The 26,181-nt window shown below is 68.7% G+C and carries 29 protein-coding genes; 13 read left to right on the top strand and 16 right to left on the bottom strand.

All coding sequences use genetic code 11. The annotated features are described in order from the left end of the window. A complete protein-coding gene (locus K3U94_RS13860; protein ID WP_047318454.1) occupies nucleotides 1–195 on the bottom strand; it encodes a DUF7455 domain-containing protein in 195 nt (64 codons plus the stop codon). Between the two features lie 120 nt (nucleotides 196–315). Between K3U94_RS13860 and K3U94_RS13855 the strand changes: the two genes are divergently transcribed. Further along, nucleotides 316–681 (top strand): DUF952 domain-containing protein, encoded by a 366-nt coding sequence (locus K3U94_RS13855; RefSeq protein ID WP_220694083.1) that lies wholly within the window; start codon nucleotides 316–318, stop codon nucleotides 679–681. Here K3U94_RS13855 and K3U94_RS13850 read toward each other — a convergent pair. The 5 genes from K3U94_RS13850 to cei all read right to left on the bottom strand — a co-directional run bounded on the left by K3U94_RS13850 (nucleotide 632) and on the right by cei (nucleotide 5,238). Further along, nucleotides 632–919, bottom strand: coding sequence for a hypothetical protein (locus K3U94_RS13850; protein WP_047318452.1), 288 nt, complete (start codon nucleotides 917–919; stop codon nucleotides 632–634). The genes K3U94_RS13855 and K3U94_RS13850 overlap by 50 nt on opposite strands. 38 nt (nucleotides 920–957) lie before the next feature. After that, the gene (locus tag K3U94_RS13845; RefSeq protein WP_220694082.1) at nucleotides 958–2,034 is read right to left on the bottom strand and encodes a methyltransferase; all 1,077 of its coding nucleotides are present in this window, start codon (nucleotides 2,032–2,034) and stop codon (nucleotides 958–960) included. Nucleotides 2,035–2,045: 11 nt separating this feature from the next. Next, nucleotides 2,046–3,563, bottom strand: coding sequence for an RNA polymerase sigma factor (locus K3U94_RS13840; protein WP_220694081.1), 1,518 nt, complete (start codon nucleotides 3,561–3,563; stop codon nucleotides 2,046–2,048). Nucleotides 3,564–3,749: 186 nt separating this feature from the next. Next, nucleotides 3,750–4,562, bottom strand: a complete 813-nt coding sequence (ppgK, locus tag K3U94_RS13835; protein ID WP_047318450.1) for a polyphosphate--glucose phosphotransferase — start codon at nucleotides 4,560–4,562, stop codon at nucleotides 3,750–3,752. Nucleotides 4,563–4,587: 25 nt separating this feature from the next. Continuing rightward, on the bottom strand, nucleotides 4,588–5,238 hold the full coding sequence (gene cei, locus K3U94_RS13830; RefSeq protein ID WP_220694080.1) for an envelope integrity protein Cei: 651 nt from the start codon (nucleotides 5,236–5,238) through the stop codon (nucleotides 4,588–4,590). 170 nt (nucleotides 5,239–5,408) lie between these two features. Between cei and K3U94_RS13825 the strand changes: the two genes are divergently transcribed. Beyond that, the gene (locus K3U94_RS13825; protein WP_013829371.1) at nucleotides 5,409–5,711 is read left to right on the top strand and encodes a DUF4193 domain-containing protein; all 303 of its coding nucleotides are present in this window, start codon (nucleotides 5,409–5,411) and stop codon (nucleotides 5,709–5,711) included. A 25-nt stretch (nucleotides 5,712–5,736) separates the two neighbouring features. On the opposite strand, the gene K3U94_RS13820 is transcribed toward K3U94_RS13825, so the two are convergent. Then, nucleotides 5,737–6,222, bottom strand: coding sequence for a DUF3093 domain-containing protein (locus tag K3U94_RS13820; RefSeq protein WP_220694079.1), 486 nt, complete (start codon nucleotides 6,220–6,222; stop codon nucleotides 5,737–5,739). A 25-nt stretch (nucleotides 6,223–6,247) separates the two neighbouring features. On the opposite strand from K3U94_RS13820, the gene dut reads away from it, so the two are divergent. Together dut and K3U94_RS13810 are read left to right on the top strand one after the other, a co-directional pair. Then, nucleotides 6,248–6,712: a dUTP diphosphatase gene (gene dut, locus K3U94_RS13815; RefSeq protein WP_047318447.1), complete on the top strand. Its 465-nt coding sequence runs from the start codon at nucleotides 6,248–6,250 to the stop codon at nucleotides 6,710–6,712. Between the two features lie 36 nt (nucleotides 6,713–6,748). Continuing rightward, nucleotides 6,749–7,564 carry a DUF3710 domain-containing protein gene (locus K3U94_RS13810; RefSeq protein ID WP_434084871.1) on the top strand — a complete coding sequence of 272 codons (816 nt, stop codon included), beginning with the start codon at nucleotides 6,749–6,751 and terminating at the stop codon, nucleotides 7,562–7,564. A 224-nt stretch (nucleotides 7,565–7,788) separates the two neighbouring features. Here K3U94_RS13810 and K3U94_RS13805 read toward each other — a convergent pair whose 3' ends face one another. Continuing rightward, nucleotides 7,789–8,499 carry an alpha/beta fold hydrolase gene (locus K3U94_RS13805; protein WP_220694077.1) on the bottom strand — a complete coding sequence of 237 codons (711 nt, stop codon included), beginning with the start codon at nucleotides 8,497–8,499 and terminating at the stop codon, nucleotides 7,789–7,791. A gap of 106 nt (nucleotides 8,500–8,605) precedes the next feature. On the opposite strand from K3U94_RS13805, the gene K3U94_RS13800 reads away from it, so the two are divergent. Beyond that, nucleotides 8,606–8,977, top strand: a complete 372-nt coding sequence (locus K3U94_RS13800; RefSeq protein WP_024441567.1) for an OB-fold nucleic acid binding domain-containing protein — start codon at nucleotides 8,606–8,608, stop codon at nucleotides 8,975–8,977. Between the two features lie 28 nt (nucleotides 8,978–9,005). Beyond that, on the top strand, nucleotides 9,006–9,680 hold the full coding sequence (locus K3U94_RS13795) for a DUF3159 domain-containing protein (protein WP_220694076.1): 675 nt from the start codon (nucleotides 9,006–9,008) through the stop codon (nucleotides 9,678–9,680). Here K3U94_RS13795 and K3U94_RS13790 read toward each other — a convergent pair. Further along, nucleotides 9,666–10,328, bottom strand: a complete 663-nt coding sequence (locus tag K3U94_RS13790) for a potassium channel family protein (protein WP_047318444.1) — start codon at nucleotides 10,326–10,328, stop codon at nucleotides 9,666–9,668. The genes K3U94_RS13795 and K3U94_RS13790 overlap by 15 nt on opposite strands. Beyond that, the gene (locus tag K3U94_RS13785) at nucleotides 10,325–10,996 is read right to left on the bottom strand and encodes a potassium channel family protein (protein WP_200900628.1); all 672 of its coding nucleotides are present in this window, start codon (nucleotides 10,994–10,996) and stop codon (nucleotides 10,325–10,327) included. Before K3U94_RS13785 ends, K3U94_RS13790 begins: the two co-directional genes overlap by 4 nt. 114 nt (nucleotides 10,997–11,110) lie before the next feature. Here K3U94_RS13785 and K3U94_RS13780 point away from each other — a divergent pair, with 114 nt between their 5' ends. Both K3U94_RS13780 and K3U94_RS13775 read left to right on the top strand, forming a co-directional pair. After that, nucleotides 11,111–13,108, top strand: coding sequence for an APC family permease (locus K3U94_RS13780; RefSeq protein ID WP_220694075.1), 1,998 nt, complete (start codon nucleotides 11,111–11,113; stop codon nucleotides 13,106–13,108). After that, a complete protein-coding gene (locus K3U94_RS13775) occupies nucleotides 13,105–14,289 on the top strand; it encodes a class I SAM-dependent RNA methyltransferase (RefSeq protein ID WP_220694074.1) in 1,185 nt (394 codons plus the stop codon). Before K3U94_RS13780 ends, K3U94_RS13775 begins: the two co-directional genes overlap by 4 nt. A 22-nt stretch (nucleotides 14,290–14,311) precedes the next feature. On the opposite strand, the gene K3U94_RS13770 is transcribed toward K3U94_RS13775, so the two are convergent. Continuing rightward, nucleotides 14,312–15,601, bottom strand: coding sequence for an ArsB/NhaD family transporter (locus K3U94_RS13770; protein ID WP_220694073.1), 1,290 nt, complete (start codon nucleotides 15,599–15,601; stop codon nucleotides 14,312–14,314). A gap of 8 nt (nucleotides 15,602–15,609) precedes the next feature. Beyond that, on the bottom strand, nucleotides 15,610–16,053 hold the full coding sequence (locus tag K3U94_RS13765; RefSeq protein WP_047318439.1) for a CBS domain-containing protein: 444 nt from the start codon (nucleotides 16,051–16,053) through the stop codon (nucleotides 15,610–15,612). A 47-nt stretch (nucleotides 16,054–16,100) separates the two neighbouring features. Here K3U94_RS13765 and dxs point away from each other — a divergent pair, with 47 nt between their 5' ends. After that, on the top strand, nucleotides 16,101–18,014 hold the full coding sequence (dxs, locus tag K3U94_RS13760; RefSeq protein WP_220694072.1) for a 1-deoxy-D-xylulose-5-phosphate synthase: 1,914 nt from the start codon (nucleotides 16,101–16,103) through the stop codon (nucleotides 18,012–18,014). Nucleotides 18,015–18,047: 33 nt separating this feature from the next. On the opposite strand, the gene K3U94_RS13755 is transcribed toward dxs, so the two are convergent. After that, entirely contained in the window at nucleotides 18,048–19,298 is a 1,251-nt protein-coding gene (locus tag K3U94_RS13755) for an HRDC domain-containing protein (protein WP_047318437.1), read from the bottom strand. A 1-nt stretch (nucleotide 19,299) separates the two neighbouring features. After that, nucleotides 19,300–19,881: a DUF3000 domain-containing protein gene (locus K3U94_RS13750; protein ID WP_024441578.1), complete on the bottom strand. Its 582-nt coding sequence runs from the start codon at nucleotides 19,879–19,881 to the stop codon at nucleotides 19,300–19,302. A 222-nt stretch (nucleotides 19,882–20,103) separates the two neighbouring features. Here K3U94_RS13750 and hemE point away from each other — a divergent pair, with 222 nt between their 5' ends. The 4 genes from hemE to K3U94_RS13730 all read left to right on the top strand — a co-directional run bounded on the left by hemE (nucleotide 20,104) and on the right by K3U94_RS13730 (nucleotide 24,442). Beyond that, complete coding sequence (hemE, locus tag K3U94_RS13745) at nucleotides 20,104–21,153, top strand: uroporphyrinogen decarboxylase (RefSeq protein ID WP_220694071.1); 1,050 nt, start codon at nucleotides 20,104–20,106, stop codon at nucleotides 21,151–21,153. Further along, nucleotides 21,147–22,511, top strand: coding sequence for a protoporphyrinogen oxidase (locus tag K3U94_RS13740; protein ID WP_220696799.1), 1,365 nt, complete (start codon nucleotides 21,147–21,149; stop codon nucleotides 22,509–22,511). The genes hemE and K3U94_RS13740 overlap by 7 nt, the downstream gene beginning before the upstream one ends. A 35-nt stretch (nucleotides 22,512–22,546) precedes the next feature. Beyond that, entirely contained in the window at nucleotides 22,547–23,248 is a 702-nt protein-coding gene (gene hemQ / locus K3U94_RS13735; protein WP_047318436.1) for a hydrogen peroxide-dependent heme synthase, read from the top strand. A gap of 117 nt (nucleotides 23,249–23,365) precedes the next feature. Then, nucleotides 23,366–24,442, top strand: coding sequence for a histidine phosphatase family protein (locus K3U94_RS13730; protein ID WP_220694070.1), 1,077 nt, complete (start codon nucleotides 23,366–23,368; stop codon nucleotides 24,440–24,442). Nucleotides 24,443–24,451: 9 nt separating this feature from the next. Here the strand turns inward: K3U94_RS13730 and msrB are convergent, their stop codons facing one another. Together msrB and aftC are read right to left on the bottom strand one after the other, a co-directional pair. Beyond that, entirely contained in the window at nucleotides 24,452–24,862 is a 411-nt protein-coding gene (gene msrB, locus K3U94_RS13725) for a peptide-methionine (R)-S-oxide reductase MsrB (protein WP_047318434.1), read from the bottom strand. Then, the gene (gene aftC, locus K3U94_RS13720) at nucleotides 24,859–26,133 is read right to left on the bottom strand and encodes an arabinofuranan 3-O-arabinosyltransferase (RefSeq protein WP_220696798.1); all 1,275 of its coding nucleotides are present in this window, start codon (nucleotides 26,131–26,133) and stop codon (nucleotides 24,859–24,861) included. The genes msrB and aftC overlap by 4 nt, the downstream gene beginning before the upstream one ends. Between the last annotated feature and the right edge of the window lie 48 nt (nucleotides 26,134–26,181).

Here is a 26,181-nt window from a genome sequence, read left to right as displayed (position 1 = left end):
TTACGCCTCAGCGGCTGCGCTGACCTGAATCACGGCGGCCAGCTCGATCAGCTTGGCTTCGTGTTCGTTGGCGTGGTGCTGGCAGAAGAGAAGTTCGGCACCGGAGGGCAGCGTGGCTCGTACCCGTGCGGCGGCGCCGCACCGGTCGCATCGATCAGCCCGAGTGAGTTCGGGACTGGTCAGAGTCGCGTTCATGGGCTCCTCCGTTTCTCGCGGTTGTCCTCAAGTGTGTCAGACGCTTGCACGTTCGGCGTTGTTCCCCGGTTCGGCTGTGTCGTGTCTCACCTCGCGACGGGGTGCGGCAGGATGGGTGACATGACGCAGTCCGCGAACCCGCACGGTGTCTTGGTCCACCTGTGCAGTGCCGGCGACTGGGCGCAGGCGCAGGTGACTGGGGCGCTGCGTCCGGAGTCGTTGAACAGTGTGGGATTCGTGCACATGTCGACGCCCCAGCAGGTGCACCTGCCCGCCAACCGGCTGTATCGAGGCTGCACGGATCTGGTTTTGCTGCAGGTGGATCCGGCCAAAGTCGGTGCGCCGGTGCGCTGGGAGCCGGGCGTGCCAAGCGATCCGGAGGCGATGCTGTTCCCGCATCTGTACGGGCCGTTGCCGGTTGACGCCGTGATCGGTGTCAGTGATTATCGGCCCGGTCCGGACGGCGTGTTCGGCCCGGCTGGTTGAGGTTGATCGGGGTGGTCGGCTTGGCCGCGGACGCCCGAGTGAGTTCGCTACGGGCGAACGTCGTTTGCGCCTTGTTGATCAAAACTGCGGGCACGCGCGGCCAGGCGGCGGCGACCGCGTTGATCGCGTCGAGCACAGCGGGATTCAGATCGGCCTCGGGCGGCACCCGGTGGCCATGGGTGGCCGCGCGCTTCAACAACGCGGCGAAAGTCGCCGGCGACGCGTCATCGGTCGGCATGCTGGGCGATCCTACGCCGCGGTGCCGGCCTCGGCGTCTCAGACAGCCCGGGCCTCGACGATCGCCAGCGGGCTGGTGGTGGGCACCACGCGCTGCAGCTCGAATCCCGCCTGGGACAGCAACTCGGCGTACTCGCGCCGGGTGCGTTCCTGTCCGCCGGCGGCAACCAGCATCTCCAGGTCGAGCACCAGGCCCAAGTGGGCGGGCGCTCCCTCGGGCAGCACCATCTCGAACAGCAGCACCTTGCCGCCGGGCGCGATGGCGGCCCGGACATTGCGCAGAATTGCCAGGGACTGTTCGTCGTCCCAGTCGTGGATGACGGTCTTGAGCAGATAGGTGTCGCCGCCGGCGGGGACCGAGGAGAAGAACGATCCGCCCTGGATGTCGCAGCGTGACGCCACGTCCGCCACCGTCGCGTCGGCGGCGGCCACCACCTGCGGCAGGTCGAACAGCACACCGCGAGCGTCGGGCGCCTGACGCAGTACCGCGGCAAGCAGTGCGCCATGGCCGCCACCCACATCCACGATCAGCTTGCTGGCGCTGAAATCATATGCGGGGACAGCGCTTTCGATCGCCACGGCCGACGCCCCGGTCATCGCGTCGTTGAACACCTGCGCCAGTTCGGGATCGGTGTCCAGGTAGGAGAAGAAGGGCATGCCGCGAACCTTGCCGACGGCGGTCTCGCCGGTGCGCACGGAGTGTTCCAGGTGCGACCAATGTTCCCGGTGCGCCGGGTGGCCGACGAACGCGATCATCGGGGCCACACTGGCCGGATTGTCAGAGACCAGGGCGCGCCCGGTGCGGGTCAGCGCGAACCGGCCGTCGCGGCGCAGCTTGAGCACCGAGTTGCTGGCCAAGGCGCGCATCAACCGGTAGGTGGCGCGGGGGTCGGTGCCCACTCGGTGGGCGACCTCGTCGGCGGTCAGCGGACCGGCGGCGAGCGCATCGGCGATCCCGAGTCGCACCGCGGCACTGAGCGCCTGGGTCAGCCATCCGCCGAACCCCAGCTCCACGACGGCGACAGAGGCGGGGACGGTCGCCTGGCGCAGGCGCTGCAGACCGCCACGAAACGCGTTGACGGCACTGAGTACTGCCGCCGGGGGTGTCTTGGCCATGTCGCTGCAGGCTAGTCGAGGTAGTCGCGCAGGACCTGAGACCGGCTGGGGTGCCGGAGTTTCGACATCGTCTTCGACTCGATCTGACGGATGCGCTCCCGGGTGACGCCGTAGACCTGACCGATCTCGTCGAGGGTGCGCGGCTGGCCGTCGGTGAGGCCGAACCGCAGCCGCACCACACCGGCCTCGCGCTCGGAGAGCGTCTCGAGCACCGACTGCAGTTGGTCCTGGAGCAGGGTGAACGAGACCGCGTCGACGGCGACCACGGCCTCACTGTCTTCGATGAAGTCGCCCAGCTGCGAGTCGCCCTCGTCGCCGATGGTCTGGTCCAGCGAGATGGGCTCGCGGGCATACTGCTGGATCTCCAGCACCTTCTCCGGGGTGATGTCCATCTCCCGGGCCAATTCCTCGGGGGTGGGCTCGCGGCCCAGGTCCTGCAGCAGCTCGCGTTGGATGCGGCCGAGCTTGTTGATCACCTCGACCATGTGGACCGGGATGCGGATGGTGCGTGCCTGGTCGGCCATGGCCCGGGTGATCGCCTGGCGGATCCACCAGGTGGCGTAGGTGGAGAACTTGTAGCCCTTGGTGTAGTCGAACTTCTCCACCGCGCGGATCAGACCGAGGTTGCCCTCCTGGATCAGGTCCAGGAAAGCCATTCCGCGGCCGGTATAGCGCTTGGCCAGCGACACCACCAAGCGCAGGTTGGCTTCGAGCAGGTGATTCTTGGCGCGATCGCCGTCCCGACAGATCCATGCCATGTCACGCCGGTAGGCGACCGCCAGCTTGTCGCCCTTTTCGGCGTGCTCGGCCATCTTCTGCGTGGCGAACAGGCCGGCTTCGATCCGCTTGGCCAGCTCGACTTCCTCTTCGGCGTTGAGCAGCGCCACCTTGCCGATCTGCTTGAGGTAGGCGCGGACCGAGTCGGCCGACGCGGTGAGCTCGGCGTCCTTGCGGGCCTGCCGCAGCGCTTCGGACTCCTCTTCGTCCCAGACGAAGTCGCCTGAGGCCTTGTCCTTCTCGCTGGGCTCGGTGATCTCGTCGTCGTCGCCTTCCTCGCCCTCGTCGGCCGAGTCGGCGGGCGCGGTCGCCGCGGTGTCGTCGCCGTCGGCAGCCGCCTCGGTGTCGTCGTCGAGTTCGTCCAGGCTCAGGTCGGCCTCGTCGATGTCGTCCACACCGGGCTCGCCGTCCAGCTCGACATCGGTGTCGAGATCCTCGGGCGCCAAGTCGGCATCGGCGTTCTTCGCGCCTGCCTTGGTGGCTTTGGCGGCCTTCTTCGCCGGGCCCCGGGTCGACCGGGTCGCGGGCTTGGCCTCGCCGTCGGCGCCGGCGCCGCGCGCCGTCGACTTGGTGGCCTTCTTGGCGGGCGCTGCTGCCTTGGTGGCCTTGGCCGCGGTCCGCTTGGCGGGTGCTGCAGCGGCAGACTTGGCGGGAGCCTTGGCAGGCGACTTCACGGCGGCTTTGGCGGGCGCCTTGGTGGCGCTGCCCTTCTTGGGCTCCTCAGTCGCCGGCTGTGCCTTGCTCGCTGCCACGTCCACCCCTTCGGTCGGACTGACTTCCGGGTTGCAGCGTTGTGCGCAACCGAAAGTGTCGGGTATGTCGAATGTCGGCTCTATTTCAGTTGGTGATCAACTGGGATAGTCGCCGCTATCGGTTAGGCGGCCGCCGTCGACCATTGTAACGACAGGGCGAGGCGGTAATCGCCGAGCGGGCGTTATTCAGCGGGTCACGTCGGCCGACGACGCCATCGCGGCCCCGACAATCCCCGCGGTGTTCTGCAGTGTCGCGGCGACCACCGGAGTCCGGTTGGCCAGCAGTGGCACCCACCGATCGGCTTTGCGGCTGATACCGCCGCCGACGATGATCAGATCCGGGCAGAGTGCGTCCTCGATCGCCATCAGCACCATGGTCACCTGTTTGGCCCACTTCTCCATGGACCAGTTCTTCCGCTCCTTGACCGACGCGGCGGCCCGGTGCTCGGCTTCTTTACCGCCCACCTCGATATGTCCGAGTTCGGTGTTGGGCAGCAGCTTTCCGTTGTGGATCACCGCCGAGCCGATCCCGGTCCCGAAGGTGAGCAATACGACCACGCCGCTGTTGTTCTTGCCTGCCCCGAAGCGCTCCTCGGCGAGCCCGGCGGCGTCGGCGTCGTTGAGGATGACGATCTGCTGGCCGTCGAGTTCGGCGGCGATCGTGTCCTGCGCGTTCAGTCCGATCCAGGACTTGTCCACGTTGGCGGCCGTCTGCACGACGCCGTTGACCACCACGCCCGGATAGGTGACGCCCAGCGGGCCGGTCCAACCGAAGTCCCGGACCACAGCGGCGACGGTCTGGGCGACCAAGGCGGGAGTGGCGGGGCTCGGCGTGGGCAGCTTGAACCGCTCACCGATCAGCGCACCGGTGTCCAGATCGACGACGCCGCCCTTGATACCGCTGCCGCCCACGTCGACGCCGAAGCCGCGTCGTTGCCGCCGTGCGCCGGCAGTCGGACGGTCCTCAGTCGGGGAAGGGGCGGGGTCGGTGCCGGTCATGGATCTCCTCTTCGGCGATCGGTCGTCAGCAGGTGCCGGAGTGAATCTTGGTCAGCAGCGCAGGGTCGGGCAACCCGGTGGCGTCGGGGCGCAGGCCGGCCAGCGCGGCCTCGATGTCATCGCTGTGGGCCAGGCTGACGAAGTCGCTGCCGACCGCCAGATCCACCGAATCGTCGGCGCGGTCGTCGCGGAACAGCTCTGTGCAAGGCGCCACCAGCCAGAGCGCCGCCGCGGCGGCTTGGCCCGCCGGGCCGAAGCGGATCTGGCCCTGGCAGTCCAGCCGGTCCTCGATGTAGATGGGGTCGTTGGCGGCGGTCGGCTGGGCGAAGCCGTCGTCGCGTAACGCATCGGCGACGTCGGCGGCCTGTCCGGCGCGGCCGCTGGCGTTGAGGACCCGGGCCTTGATGTCGGCCAGCTTGGCCGGGGTGGTGCTGATCATCGCGGCGCGCGGCACCTGGGTGCCCAGCCGCGGCTGGGCCGGCTCGGTCGGCGCCGGTGGGGCATTGCAGACCGCGACCTCATGGATGTCGGCCGGCCGGGTGAGCGCCACCGCCCATGCCACCGCGGTCAGCAGCGCCAGCGCCGCCAAGGCGTAGGCTGCCGGTCGGTTGTTGCGTCGCCGGAACGGCCGACCGTGTTTGTCGAACTCGGTACCGGTAGTGATTTGCGCGACCACGTACGCACTCTAGAGGGCGCGCGCGCGGACGATGACCGTGGTCAGCAATGCAATGTGACGCAAATCACACTTGATCCGACCGCGATCCGGGCACGAATCATTTGGTGGATGCGTTCGACGCTGGTACAAAGCTCGCGCAGGCTTTCGAGGGGACTTGAGGGGAGAAGACCATGGCTACCGATTACGACGCCCCGCGTCGCACCGAGACCGACGACGTTTCCGAGGATTCGTTGGAGGAACTCAAGGCGCGGCGCAACGAGGCGCAGTCCGCCGTGGTCGACGTCGACGAGTCCGAATCGGCCGAGTCGTTCGAGCTGCCCGGCGCCGACCTGTCCGGTGAAGAGCTGTCGGTGCGTGTCGTTCCGAAGCAGGCCGACGAGTTCACCTGCTCGAGCTGTTTCCTGGTGCAGCACCGCAGCCGTCTGGCCAGTGAGAAGAACGGTGTGATGATCTGCACCGATTGCGCGGCCTGACCAGGCCTGTCCCGCTCAATCCTGCTTAGGTGCGCAAAGCCGCCAGCATCCGCTGTGGGTTGCGGCAGCTGACCAGCCAGTACGGCGTCGGGTCGTCGGGATCGTTGAGGACGACCAAGATCATGGGCCCCACCCAGCCGCGATGTAGGACGTATGCCGCCGGATCGAGCTGGCGGCCCAGTGCTGCGGACTTGGCCGTCCGCGGGACCTCGGCGGAGCGTGCGATCACGGTCGCGGGCAGGTGCGCGTCACCGGCCCACAGCTGCGTTTCCCCGCCGTTCTCGATGACCTGCACCTTGATGCGCCCCAGCCACAGCAGGGCGGCGACGGTGACCGCGAAGAACACCGCGAACGGCAGCCAGCCGGGCAGCGTGCGCAGGCCCAAGCGGACTTCGTAGGCCATCAGGCCGTTGCCCAAGAACCCCAGTGGCCACCACCACCACGGCACCCACAGCTGTTCGCTGTAGCGCACTGTCTGCGATGCCCGATGGTTCAGGCGCGATCCCGACATCCGGCTAAGAGTAGTCTTGCGCCTCGTGTCACCCAGTCTTGCGGTTGTTCGCTTGGATCCGGATCTTCCACTGCCGAGCCGTGCTCACGCCGGCGATGCCGGCGTCGACCTCTTCAGTGCGGTCGACGTCGAGTTGGGCCCGGGGCAGCGCGCCCTGGTGCCCACCGGGATCGCGGTGGCAATTCCTTTCGGCATGGTCGGCCTTATCCACCCTCGGTCGGGTTTGGCTGCGCGGGTGGGCCTTTCGATCGTCAACAGTCCCGGAACCGTCGACGCGGGCTATCGTGGTGAGATAAAGGTCTCGTTGATCAACCTGGACCCGGCGACGCCGATCGAGATCCACCGCGGCGACCGGATTGCGCAGTTGCTGGTGCAGCGAGTCGAGCTTCCGGAGCTGGTGGAGGTGGCGTCGTTCGACGAGGCCGGGCTGGCCCCGACGACCCGCGGCGCCGGTGGTCACGGCTCCTCAGGGGGGCACGCGAGTTTGTGACGGCTAGTGATGACGAAGTGACGAAGATGGGCGGCTGTGATGGCATTCGGTAGGGGTAAAGGCAAAGGCGAGGCCGACGAGCCGATGAGCGCCGGGCCGGAAGCCTACGGAGAAGGGGACGAGTTCGTATCCGAGTCGGAAGAGCTGGAGGGCCCCTTCGACATCGAGGACTTCGACGACCCTGCGGCGGCGACGACGGCCCGGCTCGACTTGGGCTCGGTGCTGGTGCCGATGCCGCCGGGCGCTCAGGTCCAGGTCGAGTTGAGCGAGGCGGGTGTCCCCAGCGCGGTGTGGCTGGTGACGTCCCACGGCCGGTTCAACATCGCGGCCTACGCCGCACCCAAGTCGGCGGGTCTGTGGCGTGAGGTGGCCGGTGAGCTGGCCGAGGCGCTGCGCAGGGACAACGCGAACGTCAGCATCGTCGACGGCCCGTGGGGCCGGGAGGTGCTCGGTTCGGCGACCGGGGCGGTCCGGTTCATCGGGGTCGACGGCTACCGCTGGATGGTGCGCTGCGTGATCAACGGTCGGCCCGAGACCATGGAGGTGCTCGCCCAGCAGGCGCGAGAGGCGCTGGCCGACACCGTCGTCCGCCGCGGCGACACGCCGCTGCCGGTGCGTACCCCGTTGCCGGTACGACTGCCCGAGCCGATGGCCGAGCAGTTGCGAGCGGCTGCGGCGCAGCAGGCCGCGGCGCAGCAGGCGGCGGCCGAGCAGGCCGCCGTGCAGCAGGCAGCCGCGCTGCAGGAGGCCACCATGTTCGGTGGAGGCGGAGACATACCGCCCGCGCCGGCCGCTCGCCGCAGCGTGGAGGGTTCCGCGATGCAGCAGTTGCGCACTATTACCGGCGGTTAGCGAGGCTCGACGCAGGAGAGCCGAAGCTGGACCGCCGAATCAACACCGGCGGTTAGCGAGGCTCGACGCAGGAGAGCCGAAGCTGGACCGCCGAATCAACACCGGCGGTTAGCGAGGCTCGACGCAGGAGAGCCGAAGCTGGACCGCCGAATCAACACCGGCGGTTAGCGAGGCTCGACGCAGGAGAGCCGAAGCTGGACCGCCGAATCAACACCGGCGGTTAGTCAATCCGCCAGCGCCATCGTCAGCGCGGTCACGCAGGCGGTGCCCAAGGCGGTCGGGTCGGCGCCGATCTGGTCCAGGGTGACGGTGCATAGCGCCGCGCGCGGCACGGCGGCGGCCCATTCGGAGGCCGTCTGCAACGGATGGACCGCGTCGTCGACCGCGGCGGTCACTCCCATCGGCACGGTCAGGGCCGCCAGCTCGGCGTGCGTCGGCGCGACATAGGCCGCGGCCTCCTCTAAAGCGTCGGGCAGCTGCGGCCACTGAGCGGTCCACGAGCGGGTCAACTCGTCGCCGAGCCACCCCGGGCTCGATGCCAGCATCTGGGCCACCACCACCGCCAGACCGTCGTTGCGCAACTGCTCGGCGCTGTAGCGCGCGGCGTGGGCGGCGGGTGCGTCATCGGGGGCGCCGGTCCAGGCCGGCAGCGCGGCCAGCACTCCGACCACTCGCTCGGGATGGCGCAGTGCCCACGCGGTGGCCACCGCCGCGCCGATCGAGACACCACCGGCGAGGATCGGGCCGGATTGCGCGGCCGCCGCATCCAGCGCCTCCAGATAACCCTCGATGAGTCGGCCCGGCTGCGGGCGATGCGTCACCAATTCGGCACCCACCTGCTGCAACGGACGCCGAAACGCCCGGCCGATGTAGTCGTCGTCGGATCCGGTCCCCGGCAGCAGAACGGCCGTCACGCCGCGCAGAACCAATGCCACCTCTTGATCGTCTCGGGCGTTGTCAGCCACCCCGTGGGCAGGTCATGTGGCATTAGGTAATCAACAGGTCTACCGTAGCGTGCGCATACGGATGAGGGAGAGGGCAATGGCTGCTCCGAAAGGGTACCTGCGCCGGCTGACTCGGCGATTGACAGAAGATCCCGAGCTGCGTGACGTCGAAGAGTTGTCCGATGAGGCGCTCAATACCGGCGCGCAGCGCGCGATCGACTGCCAACGCGGCCAAGAGGTCACCATGGTCGGGGTACTGCGCAGCGTCGAAGCCAACGCCAAGGGCTGCGTGGGCGGCGTCCGCGCCGAGCTGTTCGACGGCACCGACACCGTGACGCTGGTGTGGCTGGGGCAGCGACGGATCCCCGGAATCGACTCCGGCCGCACGCTGCGGGTGCACGGCCGGCTGGGCAAACTCGAAAGCGGCTGCAAGGCCATCTACAACCCCCACTACGAAATCCAGCAGTGATCGCGCCTCCGGTCGGGCCGGCGCAGCGATGAGCGAGGACTACAGCGCCGAGGGCGCCCAGGGACCGCAGCGGCTCCTGGAGCAGATCGGTGGGCTGGCCGGAGTGATCTACTCCTCGTTGCCGATCGTGGTGTTCGTGCCGGCCTCCAGTCTCTTCGGACTGCGCGTCGCAGTCCTGGCGGCGTTGGGGGTGGCCGCGGCCGTGTTGGTGTGGCGCCTCATCCGGCGCCAATCCAGCCAGCCGGCGGTATCCGGCTTCCTCGGGGTGGCCGTCTGCGCCCTGATCGCCTATCGGATGGGCGACTCGAAGGCCTATTTCCTGCTCGGAATCTGGATGTCGCTGGTGTGGGCGGTGGTGTTCGCCGCGTCGATGGTGATCCGCCGCCCGGTGGTCGGCTACATCTGGTCGTGGGCCAGCGGCCAGCCCCAGACCTGGCGCGAGCTGCGGGTGGCGATCTACGCCTACGATCTCGCCACGCTGACCTGGGTGCTGGTGTTCGGCTCTCGTTTCGTGGTCCAGCGACTGCTGTACAACGCCGATCAGACCGGCTGGCTCGGAGTGGCCCGCATCGCCATGGGCTGGCCGCTGACCGCGGTGGCGGCGGTGGCCACCTACCTGGCGGTCAAGTACGTGCAGCGCGCACTGGACGAACGGCCTGTCGCGGGCGAGCCCGAGCGCGAACCCCGGTCAGTGGGCCGGTAGCAACAGCGCGCGCAGTTCGGTCTCGACGCCGCTGGACGCGACGAACAGCAGCTCGTCGCCGCCCTCGAGGGGCTCGTCGTCCTGCGGCACGATCACCCGTGTCCCGCGCAGGATCGTCACGAGCGCAGCGTCGCGAGGCAGGGTCAGCTTGCGCACCGGCTTGCCGCCCCACGGGGTGTCGTCGGGCAGCGTGATCTCCAGCAGATTGGCCTGACCCTTGCGGAACTCCATGAGCCGCACCAGGTCTCCGACCGCGACGGCCTCCTCGACCAGCGACGCCAGCATGCGTGGCGTGGACACCGCGACGTCCACCCCCCAAGCGTCGGTGAACAGCCATTCGTTGCGGGGATCATTGACCCGGGCCACCACCCGGGGCACCGCGAACTCGGTTTTGGCCAGCAGCGACAGCACCACATTGGCCTTGTCGTCGCCGGTTGCCGCGATCACCACATCGAAGGTCTCCAGGTGCACGGTCTCCAGCAGGCTCAGCTCGCAGGCGTCGCCCAGATGCCACTGCGCATCGGCGATGTCCTCGGTGTCGACGTGTTCCGGGTTGCGCTCGATCAACGTCACCTGGTGGTCGCTGTCGAGCAACTCGCGTGCAATGGATCGCCCGACCGCGCCGGCCCCGGCTATCACGACCTTCATTTGTCCAGGTCTTCGCTGGGCGGCAGGGCGGTGATGGCGATCGCTTCGGCGACCCGGCCGGACACCGCCACGATGTACACCTGGTCGCTGGCCTGAATCACCGTCTTGGGCTCGGGCAGGATGCCGGTGCCGAATCGGATCAAGAACGCCACCCGGGCATTGGTAGCAGCCTCCAGATCGGTGACGGGGCGACCGATCCAGTCCTCGTGCAGGACGACCTCGGCCACCGCGACCGTGCCGGTGGGATCACGCCACTTCGTGGTCACGCTTTCCCGGGTCAGGGCGTCGAGCAGCCGGTCGGTGGTCCACGGCACGGTGGCGATGGTCGGAATGCCCAGGCGTTCGTAGACCGCGGCCCGCTTGGCGTCGTAGATACGGGCGACCACCCGCGAGACGCCGAACGTCTCCCGGGCCAGCCGCGCGGCGATGATGTTGGAGTTGTCACCCGAGGACACCGCGGCAAACGCAGCGGCCTCCTCGATGCCCGCTCGCAGCAGTACGTCGCGGTCGAAGCCCATGCCGAGCACTCGCTCACCGTTGAACTCCGGGCTGAGCCGGTTGAACGCGGTGCTGTCTCGGTCGATGATGGCGACCTCGTGGCCGATCCGGGACAGCCCGTCGGCGACCGAGGCGCCCACCCGGCCGCAACCCATCACAACTACCCGCACGTGCTGTGTCCCTTCAGGTCCTCTGGGCCGACTTTCGGCTGGTTATCGACTGCAGTAGTGCCCGTATTCGGTGAACGCTACCGCCAGTGCCCGGCTGGCTTACCCTTGGCTCTCGTGTCGAAGATTTCCACCGCTGCTCGGCGCTTGGTTCTGGGCCGGCCCTTTCGCAGTGATCGGCTGAGCCACACGCTGCTGCCCAAGCGCATCGCCCTGCCGGTATTCGCCTCCGACGCGCTGTCCTCGGTGGCCTACGGACCCGAAGAAGTCTTTCTGGTGTTGTCGGTGGCGGGACTCGCGGCCTATCGGATGACCCCGTGGGTCGGCCTGGCTGTCTCCTTCGTGTTCATCACGGTGGTGGCCTCCTACCGCCAGAATGTGCATGCCTACCCCTCCGGCGGCGGCGACTACGAGGTGGTCACCACCAACCTGGGCGCTACCGCGGGTTTGACCGTGGCCAGCGCGTTGATGGTGGATTACGTTCTGACGGTTGCGGTCTCGATCTCGGCGGGAATAGCCAACATCGGCTCGGCGATACCGTTCATCGCCGACCACAAGGTCGTGTTCGCGGTGGGCACCGTTGTGTTGGTGGCGGCGGCCAATCTGCGCGGCATCCGCGAATCGGGCACCGCGTTCGCCTTCCCGACGTACGCGTTCATGATCGGTGTCTTTGCGATGCTGGGCTGGGGGCTGTTCCAGATCTTCGTGCTGGGCCACCCGCTGCAGGCCGAGTCGGCGGCGTTCAAGATCCACTCCACTCATGGTGAGGTGGTCGGCGTGGCCCTGGTGTTCCTGGTGGCGAAATCGTTCTCCTCGGGGTGTGCCGCACTGACGGGGGTGGAAGCGATCAGCAACGGCGTGCCCGCCTTCCGCAAGCCCAAGTCGCGCAACGCCGCCACCACGCTGCTGATGTTGGGTGTGATCGCGGTGACACTGATGATGGGCATCATCGTGCTGGCCCGCGAGACCGGGGTGAAGATCGCCGCGCGCCCGCACGAACAGCTGATCGGGGCGCCGGCGGACTACGAGCAGAAGACCCTGCTGGCTCAGCTGGCCGAGACGGTGTTCCGGGGCTTTCCGCCCGGTCTGTGGATCATCGCCGGGGTGACTGCGCTGATCCTGGCGCTGGCCGCCAACACCGCGTTCAACGGTTTCCCGGTGCTGGGCTCGATCCTGGCGCAGGACCGCTATCTCCCGCGTCAGCTGCACACCCGCGGTGACCGGCTGGCGTTCTCCAACGGCATCGTGTTCTTGGCGGTGGTGGCCATCGCCTTCATCGTGGCATTCGGGGCGGAGGTGACCGCGCTGATCCAGCTCTACATCGTTGGGGTGTTCGTCTCCTTCACGCTGAGTCAGATCGGCATGGTGCGGCACTGGAACCGGTTGCTGCGCAACGAAACCGACCGAGCGGCCCGCGTCAAGATGATGCGCTCCCGGGTGGTCAACACCATCGGCTTCATCGCTACCGGGACGGTGTTGGTCGTGGTGATCATCACCAAGTTCGTGGCCGGCGCGTGGATCGCGATCGTCGCCATGTCGGTGCTGTTCGCCATGATGAAGATGATCCGCCGGCACTACGACACCGTCAGCCAGGAGCTGGCCGAACAGTCCGCCGTGCTGGACGACCAGGCGGTGCTGCCCAGCCGCAACCACGCCCTGGTGCTGGTGTCCAAGCTGCATCTGCCGACCCGCCGCGCGCTGGCCTACGCGCGGGCGACGCGTCCGGACGCCCTGGAGGCGATCACCGTCAACGTCGATGACACCGAGACCCGGGCCCTGGTGCGGGAGTGGGAGGATAGCGAGATCACCGTTCCACTCAAGGTGATCGCATCGCCGTACCGGGAGGTCACCCGGCCGGTGCTCGAATACGTCAAACGCATCAGCAAGGAGTCGCCGCGCACCGTGGTGACCGTCTACATCCCCGAATACGTGGTGGGCCACTGGTGGGAGCAGTTGCTGCACAACCAGAGTGCGTTGCGGCTCAAGACCCGGCTGTTGTTCATGCCGCAGGTCATGGTCACCTCGGTGCCCTGGCAGCTGAACTCCTCGGAGCGGCGCAAAGTCTTGGAGCCGCACCACGCTCCCGGCGACACCCGGAGAGGTTTCCTAGAGTGATCGACCAGGAATTGGTCTTGACAACCGGGGCGCCGGCGAATGGCGGCAGTTGTGTGGCCCGCCCCCCGGACTCCGGCGGTCGGGTGGTTTTCGTGCGGTACGCGCTGCCCGGCGAGCGGGTGCGGGTGCGGATCACCGCCGAGCGGGGCTCGTACTGGCACGGTGAATGTGTCGAGGTGCTCGAACCCGCGACCGGCCGCATCGACTCGCTCTGCCCGATCGCGGGGGTCGACGGTGCCGGCTGCTGCGATCTGGCGTTCGCCGACCCGGCCGCGGTGCGCGCCCTCAAGGGTGAGGTGGTGTCCAACCAGCTGGCCCGGCTCGGTGGCCACGAGTGGCAGGGCGAGGCCGAACCGCTCGGCGATGACGGCCCGACGGGCTGGCGCAGCCGGGTTCGCCTGGAGGTGGGCGCCGACGGGCAGGCCGGCTTTCACCGCTACCACAGCGATGAGCTGGTCACCGACCTGCGATGCGGTCAGCTGCCGACCGGCATGACCAAAGGACTGGCCGAGCAGAGTTGGCGGCCCGGCGACCACGTGCACGTGGTCGCCGACGACGACGGTGTCCGTCACGTGGTGAGCACCGGCCGTGACCATCGGCCGGAGGTCGTCGAAGGCGACTATCACGCCACTCAGTGGGTGGGCCGGCGCCGCTGGCAGATCCCGGTGACCGCGTTCTGGCAGGCGCACCGCCGCGCGGCCTCGCTGTACAGCGCGCTGATCGCCGAATGGGCGCAGCCTGACCCCGGCAGCACCGCCTGGGACCTCTACGGCGGAGCGGGAATCTTCGCCGCAGCGCTGGCCGAGCAGGTGGGGGAGTCCGGCCGGGTGATCAGCGTCGACACCTCACGGGCCGCTACGGGCGCCGCACGGGCGGCGCTGGCCGATCTGCCGCAGGTATCGGTACGCACCGACTCGGTGCGCCGGGTGCTCGGCGCCGAGCGTGCGGCGGCCGGAGTCGCGGTGTTGGATCCGCCGCGCGCCGGTGCCGGTCGCGAGGTCATCGACCTGCTGGCGGCCGCGGACGTGCCGCGTGTGGTGCATATCGGTTGTGAGGCGGCGGCTTTCGCCCGCGACATCGGCCTGTATCGCGGGCACGGCTACACCGTCGAGCAGATCCGGGTGTTCGACGCGTTCCCCTTGACCCATCACGTGGAGTGCGTGGCGTTGTTGACGCGCTGACTGCCCGGCTCGCGCGCCGGCCTCAGCCGAACACGAAATAGCGCAACCACAGATACACCGCAGACAGTGTCACCGAGACGGCGGTGACCAGAATCCCTTTGCGGGTGAACTCCCAGAACGAGATGGGATTGCCGGCGCGCCGGGCGATCCCGAGCATCACCACGTTGGCGCTGGCCCCGACCGCGGTCAGGTTGCCGCCGAAGTCGGCGCCCAGCGCCAACGCCCACCACAGCGCGTCGGGGTGCAGGTTGGTGGGCAGGGTGGTGCTGAGCTCGGCCACGATCGGCGTCATGGTCGCGACGTAGGGGATGTTGTCGATGATCCCAGACACCGGCGCGGACACACCCAGGATTCCCATCGTGGTCAACAGCGCGTTGCCGCCGGTCACCTCGGTGGCGGCCTTGGCCAGGGCGGCGATTGCGCCGGTGTCCACCAGGGCGCCGACCATTACGAACAGGCCGGCGAAGAACAGCAGCGTCTCCCACTCGACGCCGGACAGGTAGTCCGAGCGCTCCAACTTCGAGACCACGATCAGCACCCCGGCGCCCAGCAACGCCACCACCGACGGCTCCAGGTGCAGCGCCGAATGCCCGATGAACCCGGCGAACACCGCGGCGAGCACCAGGCCGCACTTGATCAGCAGGCTCCGGTCGCGGATCGCCTCGCCCTCTTCCAGTGCCATCACGTCGGCGACCCGCTCGGCTTCGACGACGAACGATCCCGGAAACAGCCGGGGCAGCATGGCGATGAATACGACGATCACGATGGCGACGATCGGCGCCAGGTGTAGCAGGAAGGAGTTGAACGACAACCCCGCTCGGCTGGCGATGATGATGTTGGGTGGGTCGCCGACCAGGGTGGCGGCGCCGCCGATGTTGGAGGCGAACACCTCGGCCATCAGAAAGGGCGCGGCGTTGATGTCGAGGCGGTCGCAGACCAGCAGGGTGACCGGGGCGATCAACAGCACCGTGGTGACGTTGTCCAGCAGCGCCGACGCCCCCGCGGTCACCAACACCAGCAGGACCATGATCCGCAGCGGGGAACCCTTGGCGCGCTTGGCAGCCCAGATCGCGATGTACTCGAACACACCGGTCTGGCGCAGCACGCTGACGATGATCATCATGCCCAGCAGCAGGAAGATGACATCCCAGTCGATTCCGGTCTCGCGGGAGTAAAAGATGTCGTCCGACGAGATGACCGGCAGGATGACGACGGCCGCCGCGCCGGTCAACGCCACCAGGGTCTTGTTGAGCCGGTCTGCGGCGATGAACGCGTAGGCGATCAGGAACACCGCGACCGCGATGAATGCCATCCGCGGGATCAGACTTTCAGCGCCGCGGCAAGCAGCCGCGATGCGGTGATCACGCCCGTCAGCTCGCCGTCCTTGACGACGGCCAGCAGGGGGCTGCGAAAGCGGGCCATGGTGGCGGCGACTTCGATGATGGTCTCGTCGGCGTGGACGGCCGGCACGTCGCTCAGGTGCTCGGGCAGCACGTCGCGCACCGTCTTGCCCCGCAGCTTCTCGGCCGCACGGTCCGCCGCGTTCTCACTGAGTACACCCGCCAGGGCGGGGTCGTCCTGGATGTAGCCCGGCACGATGAAGCGCACCACCTGGGAGGCCGGCAACACCGCATAAGGCTTGCCCGCAGCGTCGGTGACGACGAGGCCGGGCAGCCGGTGCTCAGCGAGCAACCGGGCCGCGTCCAAGGCGTCGGAGTCGATGGCCACCACCGGGAATTCCTCGGCGATCTGTTCGGCGTGCACACGACGACGATACGGTGGCCACCTCCGGCCATGCGTAGACTGGCCGGATGCTTGAAGGGATCCGCGGCCCCGCCGATCTGCAGCACCTTTCGCAGGCTCAGCTGACCGATCTGGCGGCGGAAATCCGTGAGTTCCTGATCCACAAGGTCGCCGCGACCGGCGGGCATCTGGGCCCCAACCTGGGTGTGGTGGAGCTGACCCTGGCGCTGCACCGGGTGTTCGACTCGCCCCACGACCCGATCATCTTCGACACCGGGCACCAGGCCTACGTGCACAAGATGCTGACCGGGCGCAGTCGCGAGTTCGACACTCTGCGCAAGAAGGGCGGGCTGTCGGGTTACCCGTCGCGCGCCGAGAGCGAGCACGACTGGGTGGAGTCCAGCCACGCCAGCTCGGCGCTGTCCTACGCCGACGGCCTGGCCAAAGCCTTCGAGCTGACTGGGCACCGCAACCGGCATGTGGTGGCCGTCGTCGGTGACGGCGCGCTGACCGGCGGGATGTGCTGGGAGGCGCTGAACAACATCGCCGCGGGCAACCGCCCGGTGGTGATCGTGGTCAACGACAACGGCCGCAGCTACGCGCCCACCATCGGTGGCTTCGCCGACCACCTGGCCGCACTGCGGCTGCAGCCCGCCTACGAGCGCCTGCTGGAGCGGGGCCGAACCGCGATCCGCGGGATGCCGGTCGTCGGCGAACTCGGCTACCAGGTGATCCACAGTTTCAAGGCGGGGCTCAAGGATGCGCTGGCACCGCAGGCGCTCTTCACCGACCTGGGCCTGAAGTACCTGGGCCCGATCGACGGTCATGACGAGGCCGCGGTGGAGTCCGCGCTGCGCCGCGCCCGGGGCTTCGGCGGGCCGGTGATCGTGCACGTGGTCACCCGCAAGGGCAAGGGCTATGGCCCGGCCGAGAACGACGAGGCCGAGCAGATGCACGCCTGCGGGGTGATCGATCCGCTGACCGGCTACGCCACCGAAACCGCTGGGCGCGGCTGGACGGCGGTGTTCTCCGACGCGCTCATCGAGTACGGCACCAAGCGCCGTGATGTCGTCGCCATCACTGCCGCTATGCCCGGCCCCACCGGGCTCGCGCCGTTCGGGCAGCGCTTCCCGGACCGGATGTTCGACGTCGGGATCGCCGAGCAGCACGCACTGACTTCCGCGGCCGGGCTGGCGATGGGCGGCCTGCACCCGGTGGTGGCGGTGTATTCGACGTTCCTCAACCGCGCCTTCGACCAGCTTGTGATGGACGTCGCGCTGCACAAGCTGCCGGTCACGCTGGTGTTGGATCGGTCCGGGATCACCGGGCCCGACGGTGCGAGTCACAACGGTATGTGGGATCTGTCGGTGCTGGGGATCGTGCCCGGCATCCGGGTGGCCGCGCCTCGCGACGGCGTCCGACTGCGCGAGGAGCTCGGCGAAGCGCTCGACGTCAACGACGGCCCCACCGCCCTGCGATTCCCGAAGGGGGATGTGGGCGAAGACATTCCCGCCATCGAGCGGCGCTCCGGGGTGGACGTGCTCGCGGTCCCGGCCGACGGGTTGCCCCAAGACGTCCTGCTGGTCGCGGTCGGCGCCTTCGCGCCCATGGCGCTGGCGGTGGCCGACCGGCTGCACAACCAGGGCATCGGGGTGACGGTCGTCGACCCGCGGTGGGTGCTCCCGGTGCCGGAGGTGCTCGTCGAGATGGCCGGTGCGCACAAGCTGGTGGTCACCTGCGAGGACAACGGCGTGGCCGGCGGTATCGGCTCGGCGGTGTCGGCGGCGCTGCGGCGTGCCGAGGTCGACCTGCCCTGCCGCGATGTCGGTCTGCCGCAGCGTTTCTACGACCACGCCTCGCGCGGTCAGCTGCTGGCCGAGGTCGGCCTGACCGCACAGGATGTGGCTCGCCAGATCACCGGCTGGGTGGCGGCGATGGGCGCCTCCAACTGCGTCGACGAGGTCAGCGAGCGGCTGGAGTAGCCGGCCCGACCGGGCGCGCAGAACCCGGCCCGGCTACGGGTGGCCGAGAGCCGCCGTCAGCACCGGCACCGTCAGCTCACGTTGCCAGGGGCGTGCGCCGCCGGCGGCCAGGAACTCCTCGATCACCACCGCGGTGTTTGGTGTCGCCGGTTTGAAGTCCCAGCACAGTCGGCGCACCAGGTCGGGGGTGAGCAGGTTCTCGGTCGGCACCTGCACCTGTTCGGACACGGCAGTCAGGGCGGCGCGGGACGCCTCCAACCGCGCGGCCGCCTCGGGTTTGCGCCGCGCCCAGCGCGACGGCGGCGGTGGACCGCTGGTGGACTCCCCGGCTTCCGGCGGCTCGGGGTTGTCGCGGGCCGCGGCCAGCGCCGCCAGCCAGGTCGCCGCGCTGCGACGTTGTTTGGGCCCGCCGAAGACCGGCAGGGCGAGCAGCTCGTCAACGGTGGTCGGGTTGGCGACGGCCGCGGCGATGATCGCCGAGTCGGGCAGGATGCGTCCGGGCGCGATGTCTCGGCGCGCTGCGATCTGGTCGCGCACCGTCCACAGCTCACGGACGGCGGCTAGGCCGCGCCGATCGCGCACCTTGTGGATGCCCGACGTGCGCCGCCAGCGGTCCCGGCGCGTCGTGGTGGTGAAGTCGGTGACTCGAAGGTGATTGAACTCCTGTGCCGCCCAATCGGTTTTGCCCTGCTCGGACAGCACCTCAGCGATCGCCTGGCGCAGTTCGATGAGCACCTCGACGTCGAGCGCCGCATAGTTGAGCCAATCCGCCGGCAGCGGCCGCTTCGACCAGTCCGCGGCGCCGTGCCCCTTGGCCAGACCCAGCCCCAACAGTCGCTGAACCATCGCGGCCAGGTTCACCCGGTCGAAGCCGGCCAGTCGCCCGGCCAGCTCGGTGTCGTACAACGCTTTGGGCCACATGCCGACCTCGGCCAGGCAGGCCAGGTCCTGGTCGGCGGCGTGCAGAATCCACTCGTCGTCGTCGAGTACCTCGGCAACCGGGCGCAGCAGGGCAGCCGGATCCTCGCCGGCGCCGACCGGATCGATCAGCACCGTCCCGGCACCGGCACGGCGGATCTGGATGAGGTAGGCCCGGTTGGAGTAGCGGAAGCCTGATGCCCGCTCGGCATCCACCGCGAACGGGCCGTGACCGCCGGCCAGGAGATCGGCGGCGGCACCGATCTGCGTGCGGGTGACCGACACCTCCGGCACCCCCTCCGCAGGATGCGGCAGCGGTGTCGGCTCGGGCTCTTCGGTGGCCGGTTCGGTGGTCTGCTCGGACATCTCAGACGCGGGTTCGCGAGCTCAGATCAGTGATTCCGACCGGCGGTAGGCCCGCGGCGTGTTCCAGCACCTCGCAGAACGCCTGGACATGGGTGCCCAGCTCCGGGGTGGTCGCGGTCCACGATGCACGCAGTTCCAACTGGTGTCCCCGCGGCGGCCCGGAGATGTCGCCGTACCGAACTGAGGTGGTGGCGGTGACGGTCCCGCCCAATGCGGTGACGTGCTCGGTGCGGGCGCCCAGCGCCTCGACCAGCCAACTCCACGCGACTTCGGGGAGTAGCGGGTCGATCGCCTCGTGCGGATCCAGGTCGGCCTGGATGAAGGCCACCATCCGCATGGTGCCGTCCCAGGCGTCGGTGCCGTCGGGGTCATACAGCAGGATCAGCCGGCCGAAGGCATCGCCGTCGGAGTCCTCCGGGACGAAGTCGGTCTCGGGATGCTTGACCTCGGCGCCCAGCGCGTAGCTGTAGGGCGCCAGGCGCTGCGGCGGACGGATCGGGCCCAATTCGATTTCCGACCGCACGGTTGCGGCGTGCATCGTCGCCACCGCTTCCCGGAATGGGGCAGGCTCGGCTGATGTCACGGGTGCCGCTCCTTAACTGGTCGCTGTGCGCCGCGTCGCCAGCGGCCGGCACCCAGGATTCTGTTGTGCACCGCCGCGACGCGGGTCACCGAATCTCACGCTAACCCCCGGCGCCGGTCGGCGCAGACAGGCGCGCCGAATTGGCAAGCGGAAGCCGGGGGACCGCCGCATGAAACGGCACGGTTCGGCCTGCCGCAATCGGGCGTGGCAGCATTGAGCACGATGAGTGCCCGTCGTGAACTGCCTGATTCCCCGTACCTGACCGCCGCTGCCGGCCGGCAACCCAGCCGGGTGCCGGTCTGGTTCATGCGCCAGGCCGGCCGATCCCTGCCCGAATACCGTGAGCTGCGCGCGCAGCACAGCATGCTGGCGGCCTGTTTCGACCCCGAACTGGTCTGCGAGATCACCCTGCAGCCGGTGCGCCGCCACGACGTCGACGCGGCGATCCTGTTCTCCGACATCGTGGTGCCGCTGCGCGGCGCCGGGGTGGATCTGGACATCGTGCCCGATGTCGGTCCGGTGATCGCCAACCCGGTGCGCAGTGCGGCCGATGTCGCAGCCCTGCGGCCGTTGGACCCGCAGCAGGTGACGGCCGTCGCCGCGGCGGTATCACTGCTGGTGGACGCGCTTGGCACGGTGCCGCTGATCGGCTTTGCCGGCGCGCCGTTCACCATGGCCTCCTACCTGGTCGAGGGCGGGCCCAGCCGGACTCACGCCCGCACCAAGGCGATGATGCTGGCCGACCCGGACAGCTGGCACGAGCTGATGACCCGTCTCACGGACCTGACCATCGCGTTTCTGACGGTGCAACTCGACCACGGTGTGGACGCGATCCAATTGTTCGACTCCTGGGCCGGCACGCTGTGCCTGGCTGACTACCAGCGTTTCGTAGCACCGCACAGTGCCCGGGTGTTCGCCACCCTGGCCGACCGGGACGTGCCGATGACGCACTTCGGGGTGCAGACCGGCGAGCTGCTGGGCGCCATGGCCGACGCGGGTGCCACGGTGGTGGGTGTGGACTGGCGTACCTCGCTGACCGACGCCGCCGCCCGCGTGGGTGCCGGCACCGCCCTGCAGGGCAACCTGGACCCGGCGGTGCTGCTGGCGGGCTGGCCGGTAGTGGAGCGTGCCGCACGGGCCGTCGTCGCCGACGGCCGCGCCGCTGTGGCCGCCGGAGCGTCGGGGCACGTGTTCAACCTCGGCCACGGCGTGCTGCCGGAAACGGACCCCGGGGTGCTGACCGACCTGGTATCGCTGGTTCATTCATTGTGACCACGTCGTACTGCGTCGTCGGGGGCGGCATCTCCGGTCTGGCCGCCGCCCACCGGCTGCGGGCGACGCTCGGCGACGCAGTCGACATCACCGTGTTCGATCCGGCCGACCGGCTCGGCGGGCTGTTGCGCACCGAGACCCTGGGCGGGATCGGCGTGGACGTGGGCGCCGAGGCCTTCGTCGCCCGCCGGCCCGAAGTGCCCGCCCTGCTGGCCGAGCTCGGTTTGGCCGATCGGCAGCGCGGTACCACCGGGGTGCGGCCGTTGCTGTACAGCCGCCGGCTGCTGCATCGGTTGCCGCCGGACACGCTCAGCGGGATTCCGTCGTCGCCGGAGTCGATGGCCGGGCTGGTCGACTCGGAGACCCTTGCCCGGATCGCCGGTGAGCCCACCCGCCCGTTGGCGTTCGAACCGGGCAGTGATCCGGCGCTGGGTGCGCTGGTGGCCGACCGGTTCGGTGCACAGGTGGTGGCCTGCTCGGTGGATCCGCTGATCGGCGGGGTGTACGCGGGTTCGGCGGCGACGGTCGGGCTGCGCTCGGCGGTGCCCGGCCTGGCCACCCTGCTCGATGAAGGCGTGCCCAGCCTGACCGAGGCGGTGCGGCGGGCACTGCCCACGACGACCGGCGTACCGGTCTTCGGCGCAGTCACCGGCGGATATCAGGTGCTGGTCAACGCGCTGGTGCGCAGCGCCCGGCTGCGCTGGGTGCAGGCGGCGGTGACCCAGATCGACCCGGTCGGCGACGGATGGCTGTTGCGGGACACCAGTGGCGGCCACCACCGCGCCGACCGGGTAGTCGTCGCGGTGCCCGCCCCCGTGCTGGCCCGGCTGGCCACCGGGTTCGCTCCGCGTGCCGCGGCGGCGGCCAGCCGGATCGGCAACGCGTCGTCGGTGGTGGTGGCGATGGCGGTACCCGCCGGCGCGGCGTTCCCGAACAACTCCGGGGTGCTGGTTGCCACCGGGGAGCGGTTGCACGCCAAGGCGATCACCCTGACCTCGCGCAAATGGGGCGACCGCGGCTACGGCGGCAGGGTCGAGGTGTTGCGGTTGTCCTTCGGCCGGTTCGGCGATTCCCGCACCAGCGCCTCCGACGCGGAGCTGGTGGGGTGGTCGGTGCAGGACCTGGAGGCCGTCTTCGGCGTCACGGTGGACCCGATCGACGTGCGCGTGCAGCGCTGGCCTGCGGCGATGCCGCAATATCGGTCCGGCCATGCCAGCCTGGTCGCCGGGCTGCGCGCCGCGCTGCCACCGACCGTGGCGGTCGCCGGCAACTATCTCGACGGCATCGGAGTACCGGCCTGCATCGCTGCGGCTGATCGGGCAGTGGCGGCCGTGATCAGCGCCACCCCGGCGCCCTAGCGACCTTCACAGCGCATCGTGGCAGCATATGGGCCATGGCGCACCTCGACTACGACAAGCTGAACTCCACCCTCCGCTACGTGATGTTCTCGGTGTTCTCGGTGAATCCGGGTGGACTCGACGCAGGTACTGAGACCCGCGAGGCGATCGCCGACCAGGCCGCCACCTACTTCAAGCAGCAAGAAGAGCGCGGCGTGGTGGTCCGCGGTATCTACGACGTCGCCGGTCTGCGTGCGGACGCCGACTTCATGATCTGGACCCACGCCGAGCGCATCGAGGACCTGCAGGCCACCTACTCCGGGTTCCGCCGCACCGCGCTGGGCCGGCTCTGCGAGCCGGTGTGGAGCAGCGTGGCGTTGCACCGGCCGGCCGAGTTCAACCGGAGTCATGTCCCGGCGTTCATCGCCGGTGAACCGGCAGGCGCCTACGTCTGCGTGTACCCCTTCGTGCGGTCGCTCGAGTGGTACGTCCTGCCCGAAGAGGACCGTCGCAGGATGCTGGCCGAGCACGGGATGGCGGCCCGGGAGTACAAGGATGTCCGGGCCAACACCGTGCCCGCGTTCGCGCTCGGTGACTACGAGTGGATCCTGGCGTTCGAGGCGCCCGAACTCGACCGGATCGTCGACCTGATGCGCGACCTGCGTAACACCGAGGCCCGCTTGCACGCGCGGGAGGAAACGCCGTTCTTCACCGGCCCCCGGGTCGAGGTCGAGCAGCTGGTGGCCGCACTTCCATAACAGCCGACGCGACAGCTGTCGCCATCTTGTGTAGATAGCAAACATAAGATATCTTCCGGGACGCTAATTATTTTCTAAGGCTGCGCCTTGGTCCCGTCCTCACGGAGGTGTCGAACGATGCTCGGTCGATCCCAGACAGCTAGCTCGACACCCCGCTTCGCGGCCGCCGGCACCGCGCTGCTGACCGCCGGCCTGCTCGCCGCGAACCCGGCGGCAGTCCAGCTCCCCGCGGTCCAGCTCGCCGATATTCTGCTGGCCGCCCAAGACATCGTCATGGACATCGTGCGGCATGCCGAAGACGCGCCGCCGGGCAACGAGCGGGTCACGTTCGCCCCGAGTTTTCCCGGGGCCGGAATCAGTGCCAATGGAGAACAGGAAGCGCTCGACACGGCGCAGAAACTCCTCGACGAGATCGGCCTGGGCAAGGTCGCCGGAATCTTCTCCGGTCCCGACACCGACGCGCAGGAAACCGCCTACCCGTTTGCCGACCTCATGGGCATCTCGCACGACGACATCAGAATCTTGTACGGGCTGACCGAGGTCGACGGTGGCATCTACTCCGACCTGCCCAACCTCAGCCCCGCCGGGATCCTCTACGCCCTGTCCAGCGCGCTGTGGACGTTGGCCCTGCCGTCGGTGCTGCCTATCCCGGGCGCCCTGGACTACAACGGCCTGATCGTGCTCGAGAAATACAACGAAGCGATCGACGCCGTGTACAACCACGCGATGGACAACCCCGTCATCGGCGACAACGGGGCGATCAACGAGGCCGTCTTCAGCAGCTCCGCGGTCACCATGATCTGGGTGATGAACACCGTCAAGAACCCCGACATCGAAGTGCTGCTCAAGGGCCTGTTCGACGTCTCCTCGACCGGCGTGCCGCAGCCGCTGCCCAACGCGGGCATCGTCGAGCTGACCGGCAACCCCGAGGACGGCTGGACGCTGGTCAACTGGGCCGGACAACCCGTCTCGACGGACATGGGCCTGCTGGGCGACGGATTCCTGCTCTGGCGCGAGCTGGTCCTGCCGCCGCAGCTCGCCGCGTACAACCTCCTCGAGGCGACCCTGTCCGGGGACCCGACCAGCATCGGAAACGCCTTCGTGGACGGCGCGGAGAACATCGGTGCATCGCTTGAGCAGGTTCCGCTGTTGACCTACAACGTTTTCGAGGACATCTTCACCGGGCAGTGGTGAGCCCGGCGGCTATGACGACGGCACCAGCCGCAGGCAGATGCTGTTTATGCAGTAGCGCTGGTCGGTGGGGGTGGGGTAGCCCTCGCCGGTGAACACGTGGCCCAGATGGCTGTGGCAGGACGCGCACAACACCTCGGTGCGCTGCCTCCCCAGCGAGTTGTCGGCGCGCAGGATCACCGCGTCGGAGTCGGCCGGGTCGAAGAACGACGGCCAGCCGCAGTGCGAGTGGAATTTCTCTGTGCTGCGGAACAATTCGGCACCGCACGCCCGGCACTCGTAGACACCTTCGGTGGTGGTGTCGGTGTATTCACCGGTGTTCGGCGGCTCGGTTCCGGCGCGGCGCAGTACGGCGAATTCCTCGGGGGTCAGTTTCGCGCGCCACTCGTCGTCGGTGAGTGACACCGTCGGTTCGGGGGTCATGCTTCCACGGTAGCCTTCGCCGGCCCGGCCGCTAGCCATGCCGGATCGATCCCGTCGTCCAGGCGGCCCTGTTCGCGGGCGTCGAGGTAGCGGTAGCACAGCACGGTGCACACCACGATCAACAGCAGCGACCAGCCGTAGGTGATCTTGAGGTAGTCCAGCGGCCGCCCGATGTTCATCCACCGGAAGATCAGCCACTTGTCCAGGGTCATGAACCCGTAGACCCCCAGCCACGCCGGCCAGTTGCGCAGCACCGAGTTCGGCAGCACCACGGTCATCAGGAACGGGAACAGCACGATCGAGTAGTAGCCCTGTCCCAGCGACAGCACCAGGAACGACGCGGTCAGCAGCACCCCCGAAGAAGTCAGCATCCAGAACCGCGGGTCGCGGGTGCGGTAGTAGCGGTAGAGCAACCAGAGGCTGACGGCGGCCAGAACGGTGAACAGCACCCGCATGAACAGGATCAGACCCGAGGGCAGCCCGAAGAACACCCCGTTGCCCAGGATCGAGGAGTTGAAGTAGTCGCGGGTGCCCAGGATGTAGGGCACCGTCTGGGTGAAGTAACTGCGCGGATCGCTGGTCAGCGGGAACGCCGCCACGTTGAACAGCACCGGCACCCCGATCGCCCCGACGAACGGCCGCCACTGCCGGCTCAGCAGCGGTAAGAGCAGTAGCGGCGCCAACACCGGTTTGACCACCAGGGTCAGCCCGACCGCGACACCGGCCCACCACTGGCGGCTCTCCCGGCCGTCGAGCAGCCAGCGGAAGAACAGCACTTCGGCCAGCAGGATGACGCCGTTGATGTTGGTGAACACCAGTGTGCTGCTGACACTTTCGGTGAGGAACATCGCCGCCAGCAGGGCCGGGGCCGCCACCGAGGTCAGGCGCAAGCCGAACATCCGCAGCAGCAGGTAGGCGGCCAGGACGATCGCGATCGTGTTGGTGGCGATGAAGGTGTACCGCGACAGGGTTTCCGGCAGGTACCCGAACGGGGACATCAGCAGGGTGCCCCCGGGGGAGTACAGGTAGTGCGGATCGACGTAGTCGAAGTGCTCGTTGTAGATGTCCAAGCCGTGCCGGAAGTTCAGCACCGCCCGGTACACCGGTTTGAAGTCGTCGGTGATGTTGCCGTTCAGCGGCAGTATCACGGCGCGGTGGATCAACGACATGATGGCCACCGGCCACAGCACCGAACGCAGTACCGTCGCGGTGCTCGGCGGGGACGTGGGGGGCCGGAATGCGGCCAGCAGGGCGGTGTTCGCCCGGTGCATCAAGGAGTCGGCTGCCGTCACCAGCGAACCGTACCCCGGACCGGGCTC

This window comes from Mycolicibacter heraklionensis, assembly GCF_019645815.1.
GTDB classification, from domain to species: domain Bacteria; phylum Actinomycetota; class Actinomycetes; order Mycobacteriales; family Mycobacteriaceae; genus Mycobacterium; species Mycobacterium heraklionense.
The sequence above is the reverse complement of the archived record's forward strand: the minus strand, read 5'-3'. Positions and strand labels throughout refer to the sequence as shown.

Coding starts and splice junctions, on each gene's coding strand:
- aftC (WP_220696798.1), bottom strand. CDS start 26,133: ATGCACCGGGCGAACACCGCCCTGCTGGCCGCATTCCGGCCCCCCACG.
- K3U94_RS13730 (WP_220694070.1), top strand. CDS start 23,366: ATGCTCGGTCGATCCCAGACAGCTAGCTCGACACCCCGCTTCGCGGCC.
- hemQ (WP_047318436.1), top strand. CDS start 22,547: ATGGCGCACCTCGACTACGACAAGCTGAACTCCACCCTCCGCTACGTG.
- K3U94_RS13825 (WP_013829371.1), top strand. CDS start 5,409: ATGGCTACCGATTACGACGCCCCGCGTCGCACCGAGACCGACGACGTT.
- dxs (WP_220694072.1), top strand. CDS start 16,101: ATGCTTGAAGGGATCCGCGGCCCCGCCGATCTGCAGCACCTTTCGCAG.
- K3U94_RS13845 (WP_220694082.1), bottom strand. CDS start 2,034: ATGGCCAAGACACCCCCGGCGGCAGTACTCAGTGCCGTCAACGCGTTT.
- K3U94_RS13790 (WP_047318444.1), bottom strand. CDS start 10,328: ATGAAGGTCGTGATAGCCGGGGCCGGCGCGGTCGGGCGATCCATTGCA.
- K3U94_RS13855 (WP_220694083.1), top strand. CDS start 316: ATGACGCAGTCCGCGAACCCGCACGGTGTCTTGGTCCACCTGTGCAGT.
- hemE (WP_220694071.1), top strand. CDS start 20,104: ATGAGTGCCCGTCGTGAACTGCCTGATTCCCCGTACCTGACCGCCGCT.
- K3U94_RS13820 (WP_220694079.1), bottom strand. CDS start 6,222: ATGTCGGGATCGCGCCTGAACCATCGGGCATCGCAGACAGTGCGCTAC.
- msrB (WP_047318434.1), bottom strand. CDS start 24,862: ATGACCCCCGAACCGACGGTGTCACTCACCGACGACGAGTGGCGCGCG.
- K3U94_RS13755 (WP_047318437.1), bottom strand. CDS start 19,298: ATGTCCGAGCAGACCACCGAACCGGCCACCGAAGAGCCCGAGCCGACA.
- K3U94_RS13795 (WP_220694076.1), top strand. CDS start 9,006: ATGAGCGAGGACTACAGCGCCGAGGGCGCCCAGGGACCGCAGCGGCTC.
- K3U94_RS13770 (WP_220694073.1), bottom strand. CDS start 15,601: ATGGCATTCATCGCGGTCGCGGTGTTCCTGATCGCCTACGCGTTCATC.
- ppgK (WP_047318450.1), bottom strand. CDS start 4,562: ATGACCGGCACCGACCCCGCCCCTTCCCCGACTGAGGACCGTCCGACT.
- K3U94_RS13800 (WP_024441567.1), top strand. CDS start 8,606: ATGGCTGCTCCGAAAGGGTACCTGCGCCGGCTGACTCGGCGATTGACA.
- K3U94_RS13860 (WP_047318454.1), bottom strand. CDS start 195: ATGAACGCGACTCTGACCAGTCCCGAACTCACTCGGGCTGATCGATGC.
- K3U94_RS13850 (WP_047318452.1), bottom strand. CDS start 919: ATGCCGACCGATGACGCGTCGCCGGCGACTTTCGCCGCGTTGTTGAAG.